Origin of the sequence: Solicola gregarius, from assembly GCF_025790165.1 — a bacterium.
GTDB lineage: Bacteria > Actinomycetota > Actinomycetes > Propionibacteriales > Nocardioidaceae > Solicola > Solicola gregarius.
Genome location: NZ_CP094970.1, coordinates 1,699,032 through 1,718,050, shown reverse-complemented (window position 1 = coordinate 1,718,050; position 19,019 = coordinate 1,699,032). Strand labels below are relative to the sequence as shown.

18 protein-coding genes and 1 tRNA gene are annotated in these 19,019 nt (G+C 68.2%); 9 read left to right on the top strand and 10 right to left on the bottom strand.

What is annotated here, in order from left to right:
* The first annotated feature begins 33 nt into the window (after positions 1–33).
* The 3 genes from sigJ (at position 34) to L0C25_RS08500 (ending at position 2,584) form a co-directional block, all read left to right on the top strand.
* Entirely contained in the window at positions 34–978 is a 945-nt protein-coding gene (sigJ, locus tag L0C25_RS08510; protein ID WP_271636040.1) for an RNA polymerase sigma factor SigJ, read from the top strand.
* 267 nt (positions 979–1,245) lie between these two features.
* On the top strand, positions 1,246–1,866 hold the full coding sequence (locus L0C25_RS08505) for a maleylpyruvate isomerase family mycothiol-dependent enzyme (protein ID WP_271636039.1): 621 nt from the start codon (positions 1,246–1,248) through the stop codon (positions 1,864–1,866).
* A gap of 127 nt (positions 1,867–1,993) precedes the next feature.
* The gene (locus L0C25_RS08500; RefSeq protein ID WP_271636038.1) at positions 1,994–2,584 is read left to right on the top strand and encodes a TIGR03086 family metal-binding protein; all 591 of its coding nucleotides are present in this window, start codon (positions 1,994–1,996) and stop codon (positions 2,582–2,584) included.
* Between the two features lie 41 nt (positions 2,585–2,625).
* On the opposite strand, the gene L0C25_RS08495 is transcribed toward L0C25_RS08500, so the two are convergent.
* Positions 2,626–2,699: transfer RNA gene (locus L0C25_RS08495), tRNA-Gly, on the bottom strand.
* Between the two features lie 111 nt (positions 2,700–2,810).
* On the opposite strand from L0C25_RS08495, the gene dcd reads away from it, so the two are divergent.
* Positions 2,811–3,386, top strand: a complete 576-nt coding sequence (dcd, locus tag L0C25_RS08490; RefSeq protein ID WP_271636037.1) for a dCTP deaminase — start codon at positions 2,811–2,813, stop codon at positions 3,384–3,386.
* A 7-nt stretch (positions 3,387–3,393) separates the two neighbouring features.
* On the opposite strand, the gene L0C25_RS08485 is transcribed toward dcd, so the two are convergent.
* The 3 genes from L0C25_RS08485 to L0C25_RS08475 form a co-directional block, all read right to left on the bottom strand.
* Entirely contained in the window at positions 3,394–3,570 is a 177-nt protein-coding gene (locus L0C25_RS08485; RefSeq protein ID WP_271636036.1) for a hypothetical protein, read from the bottom strand.
* A 25-nt stretch (positions 3,571–3,595) separates the two neighbouring features.
* Positions 3,596–4,435: a DUF4097 family beta strand repeat-containing protein gene (locus tag L0C25_RS08480; RefSeq protein ID WP_271636035.1), complete on the bottom strand. Its 840-nt coding sequence runs from the start codon at positions 4,433–4,435 to the stop codon at positions 3,596–3,598.
* 75 nt (positions 4,436–4,510) lie between these two features.
* Positions 4,511–5,059, bottom strand: a complete 549-nt coding sequence (locus tag L0C25_RS08475; RefSeq protein WP_271636034.1) for a toxin-antitoxin system HicB family antitoxin — start codon at positions 5,057–5,059, stop codon at positions 4,511–4,513.
* 127 nt (positions 5,060–5,186) lie between these two features.
* On the opposite strand from L0C25_RS08475, the gene L0C25_RS08470 reads away from it, so the two are divergent.
* From L0C25_RS08470 to L0C25_RS08460, 3 genes are all read left to right on the top strand, one after another.
* Positions 5,187–6,029, top strand: a complete 843-nt coding sequence (locus tag L0C25_RS08470) for a M15 family metallopeptidase (RefSeq protein ID WP_271636033.1) — start codon at positions 5,187–5,189, stop codon at positions 6,027–6,029.
* A gap of 135 nt (positions 6,030–6,164) precedes the next feature.
* Positions 6,165–7,079 (top strand): ABC transporter ATP-binding protein, encoded by a 915-nt coding sequence (locus tag L0C25_RS08465; RefSeq protein WP_271636032.1) that lies wholly within the window; start codon positions 6,165–6,167, stop codon positions 7,077–7,079.
* Positions 7,076–7,891, top strand: a complete 816-nt coding sequence (locus tag L0C25_RS08460) for an ABC transporter permease subunit (RefSeq protein ID WP_271636031.1) — start codon at positions 7,076–7,078, stop codon at positions 7,889–7,891. Before L0C25_RS08465 ends, L0C25_RS08460 begins: the two co-directional genes overlap by 4 nt.
* Before the next feature lie 90 nt (positions 7,892–7,981).
* On the opposite strand, the gene L0C25_RS08455 is transcribed toward L0C25_RS08460, so the two are convergent.
* On the bottom strand, positions 7,982–9,412 hold the full coding sequence (locus L0C25_RS08455; RefSeq protein WP_271636030.1) for an MFS transporter: 1,431 nt from the start codon (positions 9,410–9,412) through the stop codon (positions 7,982–7,984).
* 110 nt (positions 9,413–9,522) lie between these two features.
* Here L0C25_RS08455 and L0C25_RS08450 point away from each other — a divergent pair, with 110 nt between their 5' ends.
* On the top strand, positions 9,523–10,140 hold the full coding sequence (locus L0C25_RS08450; RefSeq protein WP_271636807.1) for a TetR/AcrR family transcriptional regulator: 618 nt from the start codon (positions 9,523–9,525) through the stop codon (positions 10,138–10,140).
* Positions 10,141–10,149: 9 nt separating this feature from the next.
* On the opposite strand, the gene L0C25_RS08445 is transcribed toward L0C25_RS08450, so the two are convergent.
* Entirely contained in the window at positions 10,150–10,917 is a 768-nt protein-coding gene (locus tag L0C25_RS08445) for a GntR family transcriptional regulator (protein ID WP_271636029.1), read from the bottom strand.
* 124 nt (positions 10,918–11,041) lie between these two features.
* Here L0C25_RS08445 and L0C25_RS08440 point away from each other — a divergent pair, with 124 nt between their 5' ends.
* Complete coding sequence (locus L0C25_RS08440; RefSeq protein ID WP_271636028.1) at positions 11,042–11,299, top strand: hypothetical protein; 258 nt, start codon at positions 11,042–11,044, stop codon at positions 11,297–11,299.
* An 87-nt stretch (positions 11,300–11,386) separates the two neighbouring features.
* On the opposite strand, the gene L0C25_RS08435 is transcribed toward L0C25_RS08440, so the two are convergent.
* The 4 genes from L0C25_RS08435 to L0C25_RS08420 form a co-directional block, all read right to left on the bottom strand.
* Positions 11,387–13,564: a (Fe-S)-binding protein gene (locus L0C25_RS08435; protein ID WP_271636027.1), complete on the bottom strand. Its 2,178-nt coding sequence runs from the start codon at positions 13,562–13,564 to the stop codon at positions 11,387–11,389.
* A gap of 214 nt (positions 13,565–13,778) precedes the next feature.
* Positions 13,779–14,564 (bottom strand): IclR family transcriptional regulator, encoded by a 786-nt coding sequence (locus tag L0C25_RS08430; RefSeq protein ID WP_271636026.1) that lies wholly within the window; start codon positions 14,562–14,564, stop codon positions 13,779–13,781.
* 124 nt (positions 14,565–14,688) lie between these two features.
* Positions 14,689–17,634 (bottom strand): M36 family metallopeptidase, encoded by a 2,946-nt coding sequence (locus L0C25_RS08425; RefSeq protein WP_271636025.1) that lies wholly within the window; start codon positions 17,632–17,634, stop codon positions 14,689–14,691.
* Between the two features lie 149 nt (positions 17,635–17,783).
* A complete protein-coding gene (locus tag L0C25_RS08420) occupies positions 17,784–19,019 on the bottom strand; it encodes an RNA polymerase sigma factor (RefSeq protein ID WP_271636024.1) in 1,236 nt (411 codons plus the stop codon).

The window sequence follows — 19,019 nt, the reverse complement described above, 5'->3', positions numbered from 1 at the left end:
ACGGTGGACGTAGGCAGAGGAGGTCGCCGCGATATGACGAACGAGTCCGGATCAGGAGAGGGGCAGGCCGACCCGAGCCTCGACACTCTGATGAGGGAGCGGCGTCAACTGATCAACCTCGGTTACCGGATGCTCGGCTCGATGGGCGACGCCGAGGATGTCGTGCAGGAGACGTACGCCCGCTGGTACGCGATGTCGCCGGAGAAACGGGAGGCCGTGGAGTCGCCCGGAGCCTGGTTGACGAAGGTCGCCAGCCGCATCTGCCTCGACCTGCTCGGCTCCGCTCGTGCGCGGCGGGAGCGGTACGTCGGCGAGTGGATCCCGGAGCCGCTGCCCGACCGTGGCGAATGGCTCGACGGATCGTCCGGCGGGGCGGCAGACGACCCTGCCGATCGCGTCACGCTCGACGAGTCGGTCAACATGGCCTTCCTCGTCGTACTGGAGTCGATGACGCCGGCAGAGCGGGTCGCGTTCATCCTGCACGATGTCTTCCGGTATCCGTTCGCGGAGGTGGCGGAGATCGTCGGACGTACGCCGGCGGCCTGCCGTCAGTTGGCCACGTCCGCGCGCCGCCGCGTTCGCTCGTCGCACGCGACTTCGACGCCGGCTCCGCTGAGTGCCGAAGTCGTCAGGGACTTCAAGCGGGCGTGGGAGGCCAAGGACATCGAGGCTCTGATCGGCCTGCTCGACCCCGCGGCGACCGCCGTTGCCGACGGTGGCGGGCTGGTCGCCGCCGCACTCGAACCCGTCGAGGGCAGCGAGCAGATCGCCCGCTACTTCATCGATCTGTCCGACCGCGTACCCGAGATGACGCTCCAGCAGCGGACCGTCAACGGCCGGCCCGGCCTGATCGTGGATCTCGACGGCGACACGGCGGCCGTGTTGGCGTTCGATGTCGCGGCCGACCGCGTGCAACGGATCTGGGCGGTACGAAACCCCGAGAAGCTGCGGCCCTGGACAACGCCGAAGTCGACCTAGCGGCGCTCCGCGGACGCGGTCGCCCTCGGTTGGTCGTGGGCGTCAAGCTCGTGCTGCACGCGTTGCACCAGAACGAGCTGCCGTTCGTCAACGGTGGCCACCACGTACCTGCGCCGGAGATCAACTCACTGCTGAGCCCTCGGTGTCGTCGTCGTGACCCTTGTCGTCACGGCGGTGGCGAGTCTTGCGGCGTCGCGCCGGGGGGCCGGTCGGTCTCGAGCGGTATCTTCACCCGGTGACCCCTAGGTGCGTACGGGAGAAGTCCGGATGGACGTGATGGCGCTCGCGCGGCAGGAACGCTCGGAGCTGGCCGACTTCCTGGAGGACCTGACCGCCGACGAGTGGGAGGTCGCGAGCCTGTGCTCGAGGTGGCGGGTCCGCGATGTCGTCGCCCATGCCATCAGCTACGAGGAGCACGACAAGGGCGATCTGCTTCGTCGGTTCGTACGCGCGCGGTTCCGGTTCGGCAATCTCAACGACGTTGCGTTGGCGGAGTATGCCGATCTCGATCCGCACCAGCTGATCGCGTACTTGCGCGCGCACCTGGATCCGCAGGGCGCGACGGCAAGGTTCGGAGGCCGGGTCGGTCTCGTCGATGCGCTCATTCATCAGCAGGACATCCGCCGGCCTCTCGGCAAGACGCGCGTCATCCCCGAGGAACGACTGCAATACGCGCTCCCGTTCGCGGTCACGGCCCCACCGCTGCGCGGCTTCTGGAACGCGCGGGGCGTACGCCTGATTGCGGACGACCTCGACTGGTCATACGGCAAGGGGCCCGAGGCTCACGGACCCGCCGAGGCAGTGCTGATGGTGCTGGCGGGACGTGCCGGGGTAGCGCGCGACCTTGCAGGCCCGGGTGCCGACGTCCTACAGCAGCGGCTGGGATGAAACCTGGGCTGCGTACGAGCCGCACCATCGCCTGGGAATCCGGGTCGAGCTCCCGCAGCGATGCGTCTTGTCAGAGGCGACCCATACCGTGTGCGCAACTGATCGCAAGCCTGGGAGGCAATGCCTGATGACCGAGACCGGTGGATCCGCTGATCCGCGTCCGCAGTTGAGTTCCGCGCTCGACCAGACCCAACGCCAGGTGGACGCGCTCCGCGGTGACGACTTCGGCCACCCGACGCCATGCGCGGACTACGACGCTGGAACGCTCGTTGCGCATCTCATTGCCGTGCTACGCAAGCTCGCGGCCGCCGGCCGGGGCGAGGATGCGAGCGCGGTGACCGACCCCGCTACCGACATCACCGGTGGGTGGGCTGATGAGTTCCGCGGGGCGCGGGCCGGTTTCGAGCAGGTCTGGTCGGCCGATGCTGCACTGGGCAAGAGCTGCACCATGCCGTGGGCGGTCATGTCGGGCCGTGAGGTGCTCGACGCCTACACGCATGAGTTCACCGTCCACTCCTGGGATCTCGCTCACGTCACCGGTCAGGTGAACGACCTCGATCCTGTCCTGGGCGAGGCCGCGCTGGACTGGTTCGGAGACAATGTGCCCGCGGACGCCCGTAGTGACGACGGACAGTTCGGCCCTGTCGTCGACGTCGATGCCGGCGCCGACGTCTACGCGAGGCTCGCCGGGTACGTCGGCCGTCCGGTGCAGGTGTAGACCCCGGGTCCGAGGTCTCCCTCTGGCCCGGGGCCTTGCTGTGGAGCGGATGACGGGAATCGAACCCGCACTATCAGCTTGGGAAGCTGAGGTTCTGCCATTGAACTACATCCGCGCGCTGCGACACAGGATACTAGTCCCAACGAGGCGGCCTCGCGCAACCCGTCGATGCGCCGCGTCGGACCGAGGCGCGGCATGGTCTCGGGGCGTTCGGTACATTCACAGGGTGCTGCTCTCCGACCACGACATCCTGACCGAGATCGACCGGTCGCGGATCCGACTCGATCCGTGGGACGCCGAGATGATCCAGCCGTCGAGCATCGACATGCGGCTCGACAAGTTCTTCCGGGTGTTCCAGAACCACATGTACCCGCACATCGACCCGGCCGCGGACCAGTCCGACCTGACCCAGGAGGTCATCGCCGAGAAGGGTTCGCCGTTCATCCTGCATCCCGGCGAGTTCGTGCTCGGCTCGACGTACGAACAGGTGAGCCTTCCCGACGACATCGCGGCCCGGGTCGAGGGCAAGTCGTCGCTCGGTCGGCTGGGCCTGCTCACCCATGCGACGGCCGGCTTCATCGACCCGGGGTTCTCCGGGCACGTCACCCTCGAGCTGGCGAACGTCGCCACGCTGCCGATCAAGCTGTACCCCGGGATGAAGATCGGGCAGCTTTGCTTCTTCCGGCTCAGCTCTCCCGCAGACCATCCTTACGGGACGGCGAAGTACGGCTCGCGGTACCAGGGCCAGCGGGGTCCGACACCGTCGCGGTCGTACGCGAACTTCCACCGTACGAAGATCTGACGGCACCTCAGAGCTCGCTCGGGTCGGTCGCGCCGGCGATCCGCTGGTTGGCCTTCGAACGGCGTCGGCGGGTCGACGGTTCGAACTCGTCGTCGTACGCACGGTGGCGCCTCGCCTGGTCGCGAACGTACGTCTCGTACTGAGCGGCGATCATCTCGATCGTGTGGTTCATGGGCCTGATCACGGTCCTCTCCAATTCTTCGTGGTGTCTACGAGCGGGCGACGGAGATGTCGCCGCTGGCGGTCTTGACTCGGAGTTTCAGCTGTTGCTCGGTCTCGTCGGGACCGTCGATCGCGTCGAGCTCGTTACGTACTGCGCCGCTGAGGGTGTTCAGATCGAGCCACACGGCGGTGCCGTGATCGACCGAGACGTCGACATCGCCCGAGGCGGTTGTCACCCGGACCTCGCCCGACCGCGCCCTGTGCACCCGGACATCGCCCGACCCTGTCTTCGCGGTGAGTCCGGAGTCGCTCGAACTCACGGCTATGTCTCCCGAACCCGACGCCGCCGTCACGACACCCTTGGCGTGTTCGATCGTCACGTCGCCGCTCCCGCTTCGCGTCTGTGCCTTGCCGCGCACGGTGCCGACGCGGACGTCGCCGGAGCCCAAGGTCACCACGATGTCGCCGTGGCACTGCTCGATCTGGACGTCGCCCGATCCGTTCTGCAGCCGGGCCGAGCCGGTGGTGGTGTCCATGACGATGTCGCCCGAACCGACCTCGACATGGGCGTCGTTCAACGCGCCGGTCGTACGCAGGTCGGAGGACTGCAGGCTGGCGCGGAGGTTCGACCCGGTCGGCACCGTGATGTCGATCGCGACCTTCGGACTGCGGGAGCGGAACAGGCCCGGCCGTCCGCGGGGAAGATCCACGACGATATGCGAGCCGCGCTGCTCGACGATCGCCTCCGCAATCGCCTCGTCCGCCTCGGGGCTCAGCGCGGTGAGCTCCACGGTCGACTCGGTGACGTCGGCGGCCTCGATCGAAACGCGCCCGGCGCGGTTGCTCACCCGCAGCTGAACCGGTGAGGGAGTGTCGAAGGTGTGCATGTGGTGCCTCTTTCGGGTGTACGAACCCGCCGCACGGCGCGTACGCCCTGCGTTGGGTTGTCGGTGTGGTGTCGGCTAGCGCGCCCAGCCTTGGACGCGTCGGGAGCGAGGGCCGTACGGATGGCCCACGTTGATCCGGCCCGAGCCGAGATCGAGATCGATGTTGACGGCTCGATCGCCAGATGCCGACTTGATGGCGTTGACGATCCATGCGTTGAGCGACTGCGCCTGCTCCGTCGCGAGGTCTTCGGCGCGTGCCTTGAGCCATTCCGGGATCCGGACCGTCACGCGGGCGACCACGTCGCTCTCGGCGTCGTCGGCGCCCGGCGCCGGCGGGGGTGTCGGAGGCGTCGGAGGAGGAGGTGGGGCCACCGGCTCGGAGTAGACCTCGCTCACGACGAACTCGGGCTCACGACCCTTGAGCCGTACCTCGACCGTCGCCTGCTCGAGCTCGCTGGTGATCTCGGCGGTCGCGTCGGACAGCGCCTCGAGCATCACCATCCGGGTCGACGGGCTCAGCGCCTGGGCCAACCGCTCCGCGGCGGAGCGGATCTCGTCGTCGCCGGCCGCCGCTGCGTCGGTCAGGTCGGCGCGGAGACGCTCGACGTACTGCGAAAGGTTCATGACGTCATCATGACACCACAATGACGTCAACGCAAGCATCACTGTGGCGTCAAGGTGATGCGGGGCGGTTTCCGAGCGGTCCGGTCCGAGGCGTGGTTGACTCGGCAGGTCGGCCATGGGAGGCGGTATGCGGGCGATCACCCGTCGGACCCTGCTCATGACGAGCGCCGTCGCGCTCGCCGTCGGTGGCGCCGTCGTCGGTCCGGCCGGAGCTCCCGCGAGCAACGAACGCGTTGGACCCACGACCCACGCGGCGTCGGCGGGCGTACGTATCGCGCCGGTGAAGCTTCCGAAGAAGGCGCCGCGCCCTCGCATCCGGCTGCCTCGGCAGCCGCGGCCCACGGCGCGGGGGATGCATCCACACGTCATGCGCATCCCAACGAAGGTGTGGCGGTCGATGACCGGCCGCAGCTGGCATCGTGGCTGCCCGGTCGGGCGACGCAAGCTGCGGCTCATCCGGATGAACTACTGGGGCTACGACGGCTACCGGCATCGTGGAGAGCTGGTCGTCCATCGCTCGATCGCCCGCAACACCGTACGTGCCTTCCGAGGGATCTATCGTGGCAGGTTTCCGATCCGGCACATGTTCCGAGTCGACCGGTTCGGTTGGAGCCGGAAGCTACACGGCGCCAACGACCTCAAGTCGATGGGGGCCGGCAACACCTCGGCGTTCAACTGCCGCGGCATCGTCGGCAGTCCGAGCGATCTGAGCCCGCACAGTCTCGGGCGCTCGATCGACATCAATACCTGGGAGAACCCGTACCGGTCCGCGCGCGGCTTCAAACCCAATCGCTGGTGGAACTTCCGCTCGCGCCCGCATCGCATCACGTACCGCTCCGGTGCGCAGGGCGTCGTACGCGCAATGCGTCGGGCCGGGTTCGGCTGGCTGGGAAGCGCCGACTGGCAACACTTCCAGATCGACCCGTCTGGCCGGGCGCATCGTCACGACGGCGGCATCTTCGGCGACTGACGGATACCCCGAGTTACGCCCCGGCGGCTCAGGGGTCACTCGGGGTCGGCTCTGGGGCCGTCCCCGATGTGCTCGGGGGTACGTCCGAACGACGCTGTACGACATGAACACACGACTCCTGTGGACGGTCGCATCATGATCGTCGCGAACGCACTCACCAAGACGTACGGGCCGACCCGCGCGGTCGACTCGATCGACTTCGCCGTCGAGCCCGGTCGGGTGACCGGCTTCCTCGGACCGAACGGCGCCGGGAAGTCGACAACCATGCGGATGATCCTCGGGCTCGACCGCCCGACGAGCGGCAGCGTCACGGTCGCGGGCCGGCGCTACCACGACCTGCCCGCCCCGTTGCGCGAGGTCGGAGCGCTCATCGACGCACACGCGATCCACCCCGGTCGTACGGCCCGCGATCACCTTCGCTGGATGGCGGCAAGCAACGGCATCCCGATGAAACGCGTCGACGAGGTGCTCGGCCTGGTCGGGCTGGAGTCGGTCGCTGACAATCGCGCGGGCCGGTTCTCGCTCGGCATGGGCCAACGCCTCGGCATCGCCGCCGCCCTGATCGGTGACCCTCCGGTCGTCGTCCTGGACGAGCCGGTCAACGGCCTCGACCCGGAGGGCATCCGCTGGGTACGCGGGCTGATGCAGCGGCTCGCAGCGGAGGGCCGCACGGTCTTCGTGTCCAGCCACCTGATGTCCGAGATGGCGGTGACCGCCGAGCACCTGCTGGTGGTCGGGCGCGGACAGATCCTCGCCGACTGCAGCATGGCGGACTTCATCTCCGACCACGCCGCGTCGTACGTACGGATCAAGGCGCCGGAGCGCGGCCGACTCGCCGAGCTGCTGCGACGCGAGCACTGCGAGGTGTCGATCGACGGCGACGAACTGCACGTGCAGGGCCGATCGGCGGCGCAGATCGGCGATCTCGCCGGCTCTGCCGGCCTCCACCTGCACGAGCTGACCTTGGTTCGGTCCTCCCTGGAGGACGCCTTCATGACCTTGACCGCAGACAGCGTGGAGTACCACGCGACCGTAGGAGCGACCTCATGACCGCGATCGAAGCGACCCGCGCGCCCGTTCGTACGCAGGCGGGCAACCCGGGTTTGTCCAACGCACTACACGCCGAGTGGATCAAGCTGTGGAGCGTACGCTCCAGCGTCTGGACGATGGTCGCGCTGCTCGGGTTCGGGGCCGGACTCACTGCGTTGATCTGTGCGACCACCGCCGACGGGATCGCGAGTGGCGAGGCGGGCGAGCCCGCCGGCGCGTTCATCACCTGGGGGATGATGATCGCGCAGGTAACCGCCGTGGTGCTCGGTGTGCTGGCAGTGTCGAACGAGTACGGGAACGGCATGATCCGCACGACTCTGACCGCGACTCCCCGCCGGAAGCGGGTACTGCTGGCCAAGAGCGCCGTGCTCGCCGCGGTCCTGTTCGTCGGTGGCACCGTCACCGCGTTCGCCGGCTACTTCGCCGGCAACCCGTTCCTGGACGCCGAAGGTGTCGGTCTGTCGCTCGGCGACGACGGCGTCATCCGGGCGATGTTCGGCAGCGGCCTGTACCTCGCCGCGCTCGGACTCTTCTCGGCCGCGCTCGCCTTCCTCGTACGACATACCGCAGCGGCGATCTCGATAGCACTGGCCTTGATCTTCGTCGTCGGCAACCTGGTGCTGCTGGTCCCGGGGCAGACCGGTGACTGGCTGATGAAGCTGATGCCGGGCAACGCCGGTTCGAACATCTCGACCGTGGTCAACTTCAACCCGGATCTGCTCGCGCCGTGGACCGGCTTCGGCGTCTTCTGCCTCGAGACCGCGGTGTTGTTCGCCTTTGCAGCAATGCGGTTCGTACGCCGCGACGCGTGATCAGCCTCGTACGACTGCCACTCACCACAGGGGAGTGAGTGGCAGTCGTACGCGTGTGCGTGCCGCGCCCGATGGGTCCAGGTGACCCACCTACGCCTCTGCTGCTCGGGTGTTGACAGTGCGCAGGCCGAGCAACGCGGCCAGTACGAGGAAGGCTGCACCGACCGCGAGACCGCGACCGAAACCGTCGGTCAGGGCGCTGGTGGGATCGGCGCCGGTCGCGAGCAGGTGGTCCGTCCTCGAGGTCGCGATCGCCGAGAGGATCGCGAGGCCGAGGGCGCCCCCGATCTGCTGCGACGAGTTCAGCAGCGCCGCGGCGAGACCTGCGCGTTCCGGCTCGACTCCGGCGTTCGCCGCGGCGGTTACCGTCACGAACAGCGACCCGACGCCGAGCGACAGGACGACCATGCCCGGGAGTACGTCGGTGACGTACGACCCATCCGCCGGGATACGTGAGAGCCAGAAGATGCCTGCGGCCGTGACGAGTGAGCCAACGACGATGATCGCGCGCGTGCCGACGCGTACGATCAGTTGCGAACCGACGCCGGCCGAGACTCCGACGATGATGCAGACCGGCAGGTAAGCGAGTCCCGTCTTGACCGGCGAGAAGCCCAGTACATTCTCCATGTAGAGGGTCAGGAAGAAGAACATCGACAAGAACCCGGCGAGAGTCGTCAACTGGACCACGTTCGCGGCGAGCAAGCCCGGCACGCGGCCGATCGACAGCGGCACCAGGGGCCGGCTGCTGCGCATCTCGACCGCTAGGAACAACGCAACCAGCACGGCCGTGCCGAGGAGCCCGAGTACGGTTCGCGCCGCGCTCCAGCCGTGGTCCGGTGCCTCGACGAGGGTGTAGACGAGCAACAGCATTGCGCCGGTGGCGAGCGCCGCGCCCGGGGCGTCGAAGCCGCGCCTGCGCTCGGCCGGACGGTCGTCCGGGAGCAGCCGCAGCACGGGCGCCACCAGGAGGGCGCAGATGATCGGGTTGATCAACATCACCCAGCGCCAGCCGGGCCCCTCGGTCAGTACGCCGCCCAGTAGAACGCCGACTGCGGACGCGAGGCCGGCGACGCCGCCCCACACCCCGATGGCCGTATTGCGGTCGGATCTGGTGTGGAAGGTGGTCGTCAGGATCGACAGCGCCGCAGGCATGGTCGCCGCCGCCCCGATGCCCTGTGCGAGACGTGACCCGACGAGCACCCCGGCGTCGCTGGCGAGGCCGCCGACCAGCGAGGCGACGGCGAAAACCGTGAGACCGGCGAGCAGGACCCGCCGGCGGCCGAGCAGATCGGCGGCACGTCCGCCGAGCAGCATGAAGCCGCCGTACGTCAGTAGGTACGCGCTCGGCACCCACTGCAGTTGCTGGACGGAGAAGCCGAGGTCGTCTCGGATTGACGGCAGGGCGATATTGACGATCGTCGCGTCGATGAGGTCGAGGAAGGCGACGCCGCAGAGCAGGGCCAGGATGAGTCGGCCGCGCGTGGTCGTGAGGGCGGACGGATTGTCGACGGTGGTGGTCATGGCACCCCTTCGGTGGAGGTATTTACTGAGTAAGCACTCAACTTTGCGTACCTTGACATATCCTGAGTGGGAACTCAATAAATAGTCTGAACCGCTACGCTGACCCGGTGATGACCCGTACCCGTGGACGCCCGCCCTCCGGTGGGCGAGAGCAGATCCTGCGCGCCACGCTCGACCTGCTCCGCGAGCAAGGCGTGGCGAAGTTGACGACCAGGGCGGTCGCCGAGATGGCAGGCGTGTCCGAAGGGAGCATCTTCTATCACTTCGGTGATCGGGCCGGCCTGCTCACCTCCGCCTTCCAGCACACGCTGGGACCCATGCGCCTCGAGAGCGACTCTCTGGACACCGACGTACGCTCCGCTCTGATCCGGATCTCCGTCGGCGTGCAGCAGTTCCTCGAGTCCGGATTGGTCGTGCTCGTGGCGGCCCAGGCGGACGCGGATCTGCGCGAACGGCTCGCCGCGTTCATGCGGGAGAACGACTATGGCCCGCATCGTGGCGTTGTCGCGGTAGCGGCGTACCTCGGGGAGCGTCAGGCGGCCGGCGACATCCGTGCGGACGTCGAACCGAGAGTGGTTGCCACGATGCTGATCAACGACGCGTTCCAGCGCGCCGCGGTGCCGACCCTGGTGGGCCACGCCCGGGGAAGGATTCCGCGGGCGACGTTCGTCGACACGCTGATGACGATGCTCGCGCCGCCGTCCGGGGCGACCGACCCGGAGGCGTGAGTCCAGGGGCTACATCGGTGCGTCGAACTCGTAGACGAACACGTGGCTGTTGCCGGCCAGCACCGATCTGAACACCTCGATCGGACGCTCGTCGGTGAACGCGACGCGCCACATCTCGGCGACCGGGATGCCGGGACCGAGCCGGAGTTGCCGCGTCTCGTTCGGGGTCGGCATCCGAATGCCGATCTCCTCGCGGAAGCGTGCCAGGGTGAGGCCCCGCTCCTCGAGCTGTGCGTAGCTTCCGCCCGGGCCGGTGTCCTCGGACATGATCCGGGTGCCCTCGACGTCGGCCAGGAGGTAGTAGCTGTCGGCCAGCTGCGTCGGTACGTCCTCGATCCATGTGCGGCGGCGGCGTACGAAGACCTCCTTGCCGTGCTCGATCTCGAACCGGTCGGCCACCCAGTCGGGGGCGGGTACGGTCTCCAGCGCAAGCACCTCCTGGTACCAGGACAGGCCGTTCGCTTCCGCCTCGGCCTGCATCGGTGACTGGCCCGTGCGCTTGCGCCACTGTGCCCGGTGATCGGAGCCGACCCGTACGATCGGCAGCCGCTCGCGGACGAAGATGCCGCGGCCGGGACGCCCGACGACCAGGCCTTCGGACTTGAGGACCGCGATCGCCTGCCGGGTCGTCTGCGGCGCTGTGCCGTACCGGTCGACGAGGGTTCGCTCCGAGGGAAGCGGGTCGCCGGCGGCGAACCGGCCGGCGTTGATCTGCTCGCGAAGATCGTCGGCGATCTGCTGCGAGGGGGAACGCGGATCGGTGTAGTCGATCGTCATGCGGCATAGCCTAACTGCTTCACTAGTGAAGTGGCGAGGATGGTGGTAACCTAGTTATCTGCCTCACTAGTGAGGTAGCCGGGTAGCGATGCTGCACCGCGTGGCTGGAAAGGGAGTGACCGCCATGTTTGGGAAGAAGCGACAGCGAGGGCGACGGCCGGCGCAGCCGGGCGAGGTCTGCACCTGTGGAGCTCCTGCGGTGATGGTGTTCGACTACGAGGTTCGCGGCGAGCGGATCGGATCCTGCATGAGCATGGATCCGCACACCCGCACCGGACCCTGCCCGTTCTGCGGGATCGACGGTCGGCACGAGAACGGGACGATCTGCCCGCAGTACAAGCTGCGTCCGGACTGGAGCAGCAGGGTCGCCGCCGTCCTGTAGACCGCGCGTTCGGCCGCGACCCCCGGCAGCCTTACGCGCGACGGCCCCGATCGAGCGATCGATCGGGGCCGGCTCTCGTGGTGGGCGCTATTCGGCCGGGCTCGGCCCCGGCTCGTCGCCGCGCTTGACCGAGGCCAGCAGCATCTGTGCGACGTCGAGCACCTCGACCTCCTCGCTCGCCTCACCCTCGGACTGCTTCAGGGTGAGACCGTCGGACAGCATCACCCGGCAGAACGGACAGCCGACCGCGATCTGGTCGGCGCCGGTGGCGATGGCCTCCTCGGTGCGGTTGACGTTGATCCGCTGGCCGATCGACTCTTCCATCCACATCCGTGCGCCGCCCGCGCCGCAGCAGAAGGATCGCTCGGAGTTGCGCGGCATCTCGTTGAACGTCGTGTTGGGGAGGACGTTCAACAGCTCGCGCGGCGGCTCGTACACCTGGTTGTGCCGCCCGAGGTAGCACGGATCGTGGTACGTGATCGTCTTGCCGGCGACTGCACCGTTGCCGGACGGCGCGACCGGCGTCAGCTTGCCCTCGCGTACGAGCCGGTTGAGCAACTGGGTGTGGTGGACGACCTCGAGCTCGACGCCGAACTCGGCGTACTCGTTCTTCAGGGTGTTGAAGCAGTGGGCGCAGGTCGCGACGACCTTCTTCGCCTTGGTCTCCTTGAAGACCTCGGCATTCTGCATCGCGAGCATCGAGTACACGAACTCGTTGCCCGACCGTCGGGCCGGGTCACCCGTGCAGGTCTCGCCGTCGCCGAGCACCGCGAAGTCGACATCGGCGAGGTGCAGTAGCTCCGCGACCGCACGGGTCGTCTTCTTGGCACGATCCTCGTACGCGCCGGCACACCCGACCCAGAACAGCCACTCGACCTCTGAGAGGTCCTCGACATCGGAACCGACCTGCTTGACCTCGAAGTCGAGGTCCTTCGCCCAGTCCATGCGCGCGTTGGGCGACATGTTCCACGGGTTGCCCTTGTTCTCCAGGCCCTTGAACAGCTGGTTCAGCTCGGTCGGGAAGTTCGACTCGACCAGCACCTGGTAACGGCGCATGTCGACGATGTGGTCGACGTGCTCGATGTCGACCGGGCACTGCTGTACGCACGCGCCGCAGCTCGTACATGACCAGAGTACGTCCTCGTCGATGACGAAGTCGCCGCCCTCGGGGTTGTAGAACCAGCTGTCCTCGTCAGCCTTGCCCACCAGGCTTCGCTCGGCGGCGCCCTCGTCGCCCGTGGACTTGGCGTACGCGTGGTCGCGCAGCCCCATCATCAGCAGCTTCGGCGACAGCGGCTTCTCGGTGTTCCATGCCGGGCACTGGCTCTGGCAGCGGCCGCACTCCGTACAGGTGGTGAAGTCGAGGATGCCCTTCCAGGTGAAGTCCTCGGCCTTGCCGACGCCGAGTGCGGCGTCCTCGTCGAGCTCCTCGATGTTCTCGAAGTCGAGCGGTTTGCCGTCGACGATGATCGGCTGCAACCCGCCCAGGGCGCTGCTGCCGTCGGACTCGCGTTTGAACCAGATGTTGAACCATGCGGTGAAGCGGTGCCACGCCACGCCCATCGTCAGGTTGCGGGCGATGACCAGCAGCCAGATCATCGCGAGCACGATCTTGAGCATCGCGATCGTGTAGACGAGGTTCTCGTTCGCGCTCACCGACGACGGGTAGAGGTCGCCGACGTACGACGACAGCGGGAAGTGCGCCCTCGTGGCGTTGTCGTGCCCCTCGGCGACGCCGAGGTTGTACTCCGCGCCGCGGATGAAGAGGATCGCGCTGCTCTCCAGCAGCACGAAGAGCTCGACGAAGTACGCCTGCCAGAACGTCGAGCCGAAGAAACGGCTGCCCCGCTCGAGTCGGCGCGGATGCTTCACCTGCCGGTAGATGACGAGCACGACGATGCCGATGGTGCCCAACAGTCCGATGAACTCGCTGAACCACTCGAACGGGTACCAGTGTCCGACGATCGGCCACTGGAAGTCGACGTCGAAGAGCTGGAAGTACGCGCCGCCGACCGCCGTGCTCAGGAAGATGAACGCGGCGAACACGAACCAGTGCATGATGCCGATCCACGTCCACTGCAGCATCCGCGTGTGCCCGACGGTCTCCTTGAGCATGGTGAGCGTACGAGCGCCGGGGTTGTCGGTGCGGCCGACCGCAGGCTGGCCCATCCGGACGACGCCGAGCAACTGCCTGATCGCCAGCACGAGCACAGGGACCGTGACCACCGTGATGGCCAACGACACAACGATGGCGACAATCTGCATGTCGGCACTCCTCAGGGCCGGGGATCCACCGACAGCACGCTACTGCGTTCTGCCCGCGGACTTCGGTCGGGTCCGCCTATCCTACCGGTCGGTAACTTGTGGTGGTCGTTTGGGATCGGTTACGCCCCGGTCGCTTCCTAGTGGATCTGGGCGTAACCGGTCGCTTTGGGAATGCGATCTGGGCGTAACCGGTCGCAAACCGGGCGGGGCAAGGTCAGCGTGGGCCGAGCGTACGCGCGGACGCGCCCCGCAGCCGGGTCGCGATCGCGGCGGCGGCCTCGCGTACGGCGGCGGACAGCTCCGCCGGCTCCGGCGTATCGCGTTCGCTGTCGTACGTGACGGCGACGCTCGCGAAGGTCGCGGCGCCGGGCGGGCTGTCGATGGCCACGGCGACGGAGGCGAAACCGGGCGTGACCTCGCCGTCCTCGGTCGCGTGGCCGCGGATACGTGTGTCGGTCAGCAGGTGCCGCAGCGCGGTCGGTGTCGTCGGGCCGCGGCCGTGGCGCTCGACGAATGCGCTTCGGTCGGGGAAGAGAGCGCGCACCTGGGACGCGGACAGCGTTGCGAGGATCGCCCGCCCCGACGCCGTCAGGGCCGCCGGCAGGCGTACGCCCACATCGGTCACCAGCGGGGGCTTGCCCGGAGCGCGCTCCTCCAGCACGTAGACCACCTCGCGGCCGTGCAGGATCGCGAGATGCGCCGACTGCCCGACCGTGTCGACCAGCCGCGCGATCGGCATCCGGGCGAGGCGGGCGAGGGGCTCCTGGCGTGAGTAGCCGACGCCGACCTCGTACGCCGCGAGGCCGATGCCCCACAGCCGGTCGTCGGCGTAGTGCGTCACGAATCCTTCGCGTTCCATCGCGCTGAGCAGGTGATACGCCGACGAGCGCGGCAGCTCGACGGCGTCGGCAACCCGCGCGGCGGGCACAGGCGCCGCTTGGGTGGACAGGAACCTCAGCACCCGCAGCGCGGACGTGGCAGCGGGGACCGGACGACTCATCGCGTACCTCCGACCCGACCCTAAGCGCAACCCACCGTGAGCCGGACGTTCGAGCGGAGACACGCCGGCGTGTCGCACTCAAACGTCCGGCTCACGGGTGGGGGCGTGCCCGGGGCGGATGAGATCAAGCGGCCGGCGTGCCGAAGACCTCCAGCTCGGTCATGTCCATGTACTGGCAGCCGCCGTACGGGCCATCGGGGCAGTTGGTGCCGAAATCGGGCACCTGCGGGCTGAGCATCGTGAAGCGTACGTACTCGACCCCGGCCGCATCGACGGAGGACGGCACGTTCGTGTAGACGAAGCGGTTCTCCTCGCCGAACGCGTTGTCGCCGGTGCCGTCGACCGCGGTCTCCCACGACTCGCCGTCGGCCGATACCTCGATCGTGTACTCACCCGTCGAGCTGCTTCCGGAGTCGCCACAGGTGGCGGTCGGGTCGACGGCGAACGCGGTCGTCGTCTCGTCGGCGGTGATGTCGATCGGCTCGGACAGCTTGACCGTGATCGCCTTCGGCTCGGGCGTACCGGTCGGTGTGCCCTCGTCGTCGCCAGTGGTGCTGCCCCAGCCGGTGCCCTGGCTCAGGTCGATCGCGCCCGCGGGTCCGCACGCGTACGGCGTGTAGTCGGGTCCGTCGAAGGACGTGACCTCACCGCCGGCACTGCCGGCCGCATAGTCCTTGCGAATCGACCAGTTGCTCGCAGTGCCGGGCGACTTGACCCGAACGGCCTTGGTGATGACCTCGTAGCCCGGGGTCGAGACGACCACCTTCGCGTACTTGCCGACCGGCACGTTCGGGATCGTGTACGTGCCCGATGCGTCGGTGGTATCGGCGAAGCTGCCGATGTAGTCGGAGTCGTGTCCGGTGATGTGCACGATCGCGCCCTCGACCGGCTCGCCGCCGATCGCGTCGGTCACCTTGCCCTGCAGCGTGCCCATCGGCTTCTGGGGTGCCGGGGGCGTCTTGAAGTCCTCGGCCGGGCGGGTGTCGCCGCCGTCGGTCGAGCCGGCGAACCAGCCCATGCCGCGGTTGGCGAAGATCTTCCACAGCCGCGCCTCGTGCACGCCGTCGTACGCGACCTTGTCGGCCTGCAGGATGGCGTTGCGCATGTCGAGCATGCTCGGGTCGTCCGGCGACAGCTCCATCGCACGCGTCGCGAGCATGCCGGTCGTACGGTGGCCGAGTGCCTCTCGTACGTCCCACAGCGTCTGTGACCACACCTCGCCGCTGGAGTGGACCTCGGGCGAGCCGCCGATCGTCGGGACGTCGCCGTAGGTGTAGCCGCCCCTCGCGCCATCGAGGTCACGGCAGTTCCGCTGCTTCGAGTCGACCGGGCAGTCCATCGCCTGGGTACGGAACAGCTGACCTGCGGCGACGTACTCGCCCTCGAGCACCTGGCCGTCCTTTCTCGGGCTGTCCTTCACGAGGCCCTTGGCGGCCAGGTAGTCCATCGCGTAGTAGTCGCTCCACGCCTCACCCATCGAGCCGGCCTGCAGGCTGTTCAGGGTCGAGTTGCCGGCGGCGTCGGTGACCAGGCGGTTCGACAGTCCGTGGGTGTACTCGTGCAGGAGCACCGACGTGTCGAACGCACCACTGGCCGGTAGGAACGGGTCTTCCTCGTTGCTCGTACCCGGCTGGTGCCACAGGTACATCTGCATCGTCGGCGGCGTGCCATCGGGCGGCGTGGCCATGTTGGCGTTGTCGATGTGGTTCGCATCGGGCAGGCCGTCGGCGGTGTCGGCGCCGTCGAGGGCGTTCAGCAGCACCGGGTCTCGGTCGTTCGACTCGAAGTTGCCCGCCGCACCGGTGAACCCGAACGGCCCTTTCGCGAGGTAGTCGTGGTACTTGCTCGCCGCGACGAACGCGTTGGTGACGTCGGCCTTGCGGTTCTTCTTCCACGAGTTCGGCGTCTCGGGATCCCAGGTGCACACGGAGTTCTTGCACAGCGGGTTGATGCCCTTGAGCGGCTTCAGGGTGAACTGCGGGTGCTTCTTGGTGCCCGGCACGGGCGTCTTCTCGGACGTGCCGACCTGGTTGTCGTCGTCGACGTCGCTCCAGGCGACCGCGTACTTGCCGTTCAGCCACTTCGCCGTGCGTTTGAGCCAACCCTGCTTGAACACGTTGACCTTGGTGGCGTCACCGCCGCGCTTCGCACCCGGGTAGTTCTCGTACGTCCAGGCGTCGCCCTTGTCGAAGTCGACGAGATCGCGGCGGTACAGCACGTCGCCGCTCGTGGCGTCGACGACGTGGGTGTACGCGAGCCCGTCGCCGGCCTGCGTGTAGGTGTCCCAGCCGAGACGTACGCCGTCGCCCTCGGCGAACCAGACCAGCCCGGCGCGGTCGCCGTTGTCCCAGACCGTCGTCGTCGAGCGGTTCGCGCGCTTGGTCGCGGATGTGTCGGCCTGGCCGCCGACGTCCTCTGCCGCGTCACTTCGGGCCGCCCCGGCGGAGACGGCGGGAGTCGTCGACTCCTCGGCGGACATGTCGCCGAGGTCGGCGACTGGCGAGCCCTGCAGCGAGATCAGCTCACCCGCATCGGTGACATGTGCCTCGAGCCCGTTGCCGAACACCGGGATGCCGTCGACGACCTGCTCCCACGCGAGGTGGGTGGTGCCGACGGGGTCGGTGTAGGACCTGCGCAGATGGAAGGTGGCGACGTCGTCGCGGGTGAGCCCGAGCGCATCGACGTGTTGGCGCACGTACGCCATCGCGACGCGTCGTGCGGGCGCGGAGCTGGCGGCCGTGAGGTACCCGTCGCGGCTGGAGAGGTTGCGCGGGGTGCCCGTCACCGGGTCGATCGAGACCATCGCGTCGGGTCCGACCGAGCGTCGCAACGCGCGTACGCTGGCGCTCTGCTTGTCGGTGGCGGTCTCCTGCGTAGTCGCTGCCAGCTGGGCCGGTGTGCCCTCGCGGGAGTCGTAGAAGCCCTTTCGATCGTGCCCGGCGGACGAGACGGCCGGCGAGTCGTTGCCGCCCGCGGGGTCCGAACTCGGCGACGCGGTCGCGGGGTTGATGACCGTCAGCCCGGTCGCGGCCGCGATCGATGCGACCAGGATGCAGCTCTTCTTGCGCACGACAACTCCTCATCGAGTCGGTCATCCCTGACTTTGATGCCGCGCCGACGATAGACCGTCCGCGGCGATCGGGATAGTCCCGGCATGCAATCGTTCCCGTTCCGCGACCCCTGAAACCTGCCGCCGCGTGCCTTCGTACGGCGTGCGCCTCAGTCGACCGCGGACTGTGCTGCCCTGCCCAGAAGGAGCTGCTGCTCGCGTACGTTGCGGGTCAACGACGCGGCGCGCTCGAACTCGGCCCGGGCCTCCGGATCACGGCCGAGCCGGGCGAGTAGGTCGCCACGGACGCTGGGCAGTAGGTGGTAGGAGGCCAGCGTCGGCTCGGACTCCAACGGCTCGAGTATCGCAAGCCCGGCGGCCGGTCCGTTCACCTCGGCGACCGCGACGGCGCGGTTGAGCTCGACGATCGGTGACGGGGTGAGGACGGCGAGCCGCGCGTAGAGGCGTGCGATGGTCTCCCAGTCGGTGTCGGCGTAACGCGGAACGGCGGCGTGACAGCCTGCGATGGCCGCCTGCACCGCGTAAGGCCCATCGCCCGCCAGGCGCATCGCGGCGAGGCCGCGGCGGATGAACGACTGGTTCCAGCGGGTTCTGTCCTGGTCGGCCAGGAGTACCGGCTCGCCGTCGGGGCCTGTACGCGCCGCGGTGCGGGAGGCCTGGAACTCCAGCAGGGCGGCGAGCCCGTGTACGTCGGGCTCATCGGGCATCAGGCCTTGCAAGATGCGCGCCAGCCGGAGCGCGTCCTCGCACAGTGCGGGGCGTACGAGGTCGTCGCCTGCGGTCGCGGAGTAGCCCTCGTTGAAGATCAGGTAGGTGACCTCGAGTACCGATGAGAGTCGTGCCGCGCGGTCCTCGTCGTACGGAACCTCGAACTCGACCCCCGATCGCGCGAGCTTGCGCTTCGCGCGCACGATGCGCTGTGCCACGGTCGACTCGGAGGTCAGGTACGCACGCGCGATCTCGTCTGTGGTCAGCCCGCCGAGCAGTCGCAGGGTGAGCGCGATCCGCGCCTCCTGCGACAGCACCGGATGGCAGGCGGTGAAGATGAGCCGCAGCAGATCATCGTCGATCTCGTCGGCCTCCGCGATTTCGGGCGGTGCGATGTCCTCGAGCGTGCGGCCGACCTCGGCGAGCTTGCGGGCGTACGTCTCCTTGCGACGGACGAGGTCGATGGCGCGGCGTCTGGCGGTGGTCACGAGCCAGGCGCCCGGCTTGTCCGGGACGCCCGACTCGGGCCACTGCTCGAGCGCGGCGACGAGTGCGTCCTGGGCGATCTCCTCGGCGATGTCGAGGTCGCGGACGATCCGAGCCGTCGTCGCGATGATCCGGGCAGACTCGATCCGGAACACCGTCGCAACGGTCTCGGGCACGTCCGTCGTCGCCAC

What these genes read in the sequence shown, in the direction of transcription:
- L0C25_RS08465 (WP_271636032.1), top strand. Translation starts at nt 6,165, where the DNA reads ATGATCGTCGCGAACGCACTCACCAAGACGTACGGGCCGACCCGCGCG.
- L0C25_RS08440 (WP_271636028.1), top strand. Translation starts at nt 11,042, where the DNA reads ATGTTTGGGAAGAAGCGACAGCGAGGGCGACGGCCGGCGCAGCCGGGC.
- L0C25_RS08500 (WP_271636038.1), top strand. Translation starts at nt 1,994, where the DNA reads ATGACCGAGACCGGTGGATCCGCTGATCCGCGTCCGCAGTTGAGTTCC.
- L0C25_RS08470 (WP_271636033.1), top strand. Translation starts at nt 5,187, where the DNA reads ATGCGGGCGATCACCCGTCGGACCCTGCTCATGACGAGCGCCGTCGCG.
- L0C25_RS08455 (WP_271636030.1), bottom strand. Translation starts at nt 9,412, where the DNA reads ATGACCACCACCGTCGACAATCCGTCCGCCCTCACGACCACGCGCGGC.
- L0C25_RS08445 (WP_271636029.1), bottom strand. Translation starts at nt 10,917, where the DNA reads ATGACGATCGACTACACCGATCCGCGTTCCCCCTCGCAGCAGATCGCC.
- L0C25_RS08460 (WP_271636031.1), top strand. Translation starts at nt 7,076, where the DNA reads ATGACCGCGATCGAAGCGACCCGCGCGCCCGTTCGTACGCAGGCGGGC.
- L0C25_RS08430 (WP_271636026.1), bottom strand. Translation starts at nt 14,564, where the DNA reads ATGAGTCGTCCGGTCCCCGCTGCCACGTCCGCGCTGCGGGTGCTGAGG.
- sigJ (WP_271636040.1), top strand. Translation starts at nt 34, where the DNA reads ATGACGAACGAGTCCGGATCAGGAGAGGGGCAGGCCGACCCGAGCCTC.
- L0C25_RS08450 (WP_271636807.1), top strand. Translation starts at nt 9,523, where the DNA reads ATGACCCGTACCCGTGGACGCCCGCCCTCCGGTGGGCGAGAGCAGATC.
- L0C25_RS08505 (WP_271636039.1), top strand. Translation starts at nt 1,246, where the DNA reads ATGGACGTGATGGCGCTCGCGCGGCAGGAACGCTCGGAGCTGGCCGAC.
- L0C25_RS08480 (WP_271636035.1), bottom strand. Translation starts at nt 4,435, where the DNA reads ATGCACACCTTCGACACTCCCTCACCGGTTCAGCTGCGGGTGAGCAAC.
- L0C25_RS08435 (WP_271636027.1), bottom strand. Translation starts at nt 13,564, where the DNA reads ATGCAGATTGTCGCCATCGTTGTGTCGTTGGCCATCACGGTGGTCACG.
- L0C25_RS08475 (WP_271636034.1), bottom strand. Translation starts at nt 5,059, where the DNA reads ATGAACCTTTCGCAGTACGTCGAGCGTCTCCGCGCCGACCTGACCGAC.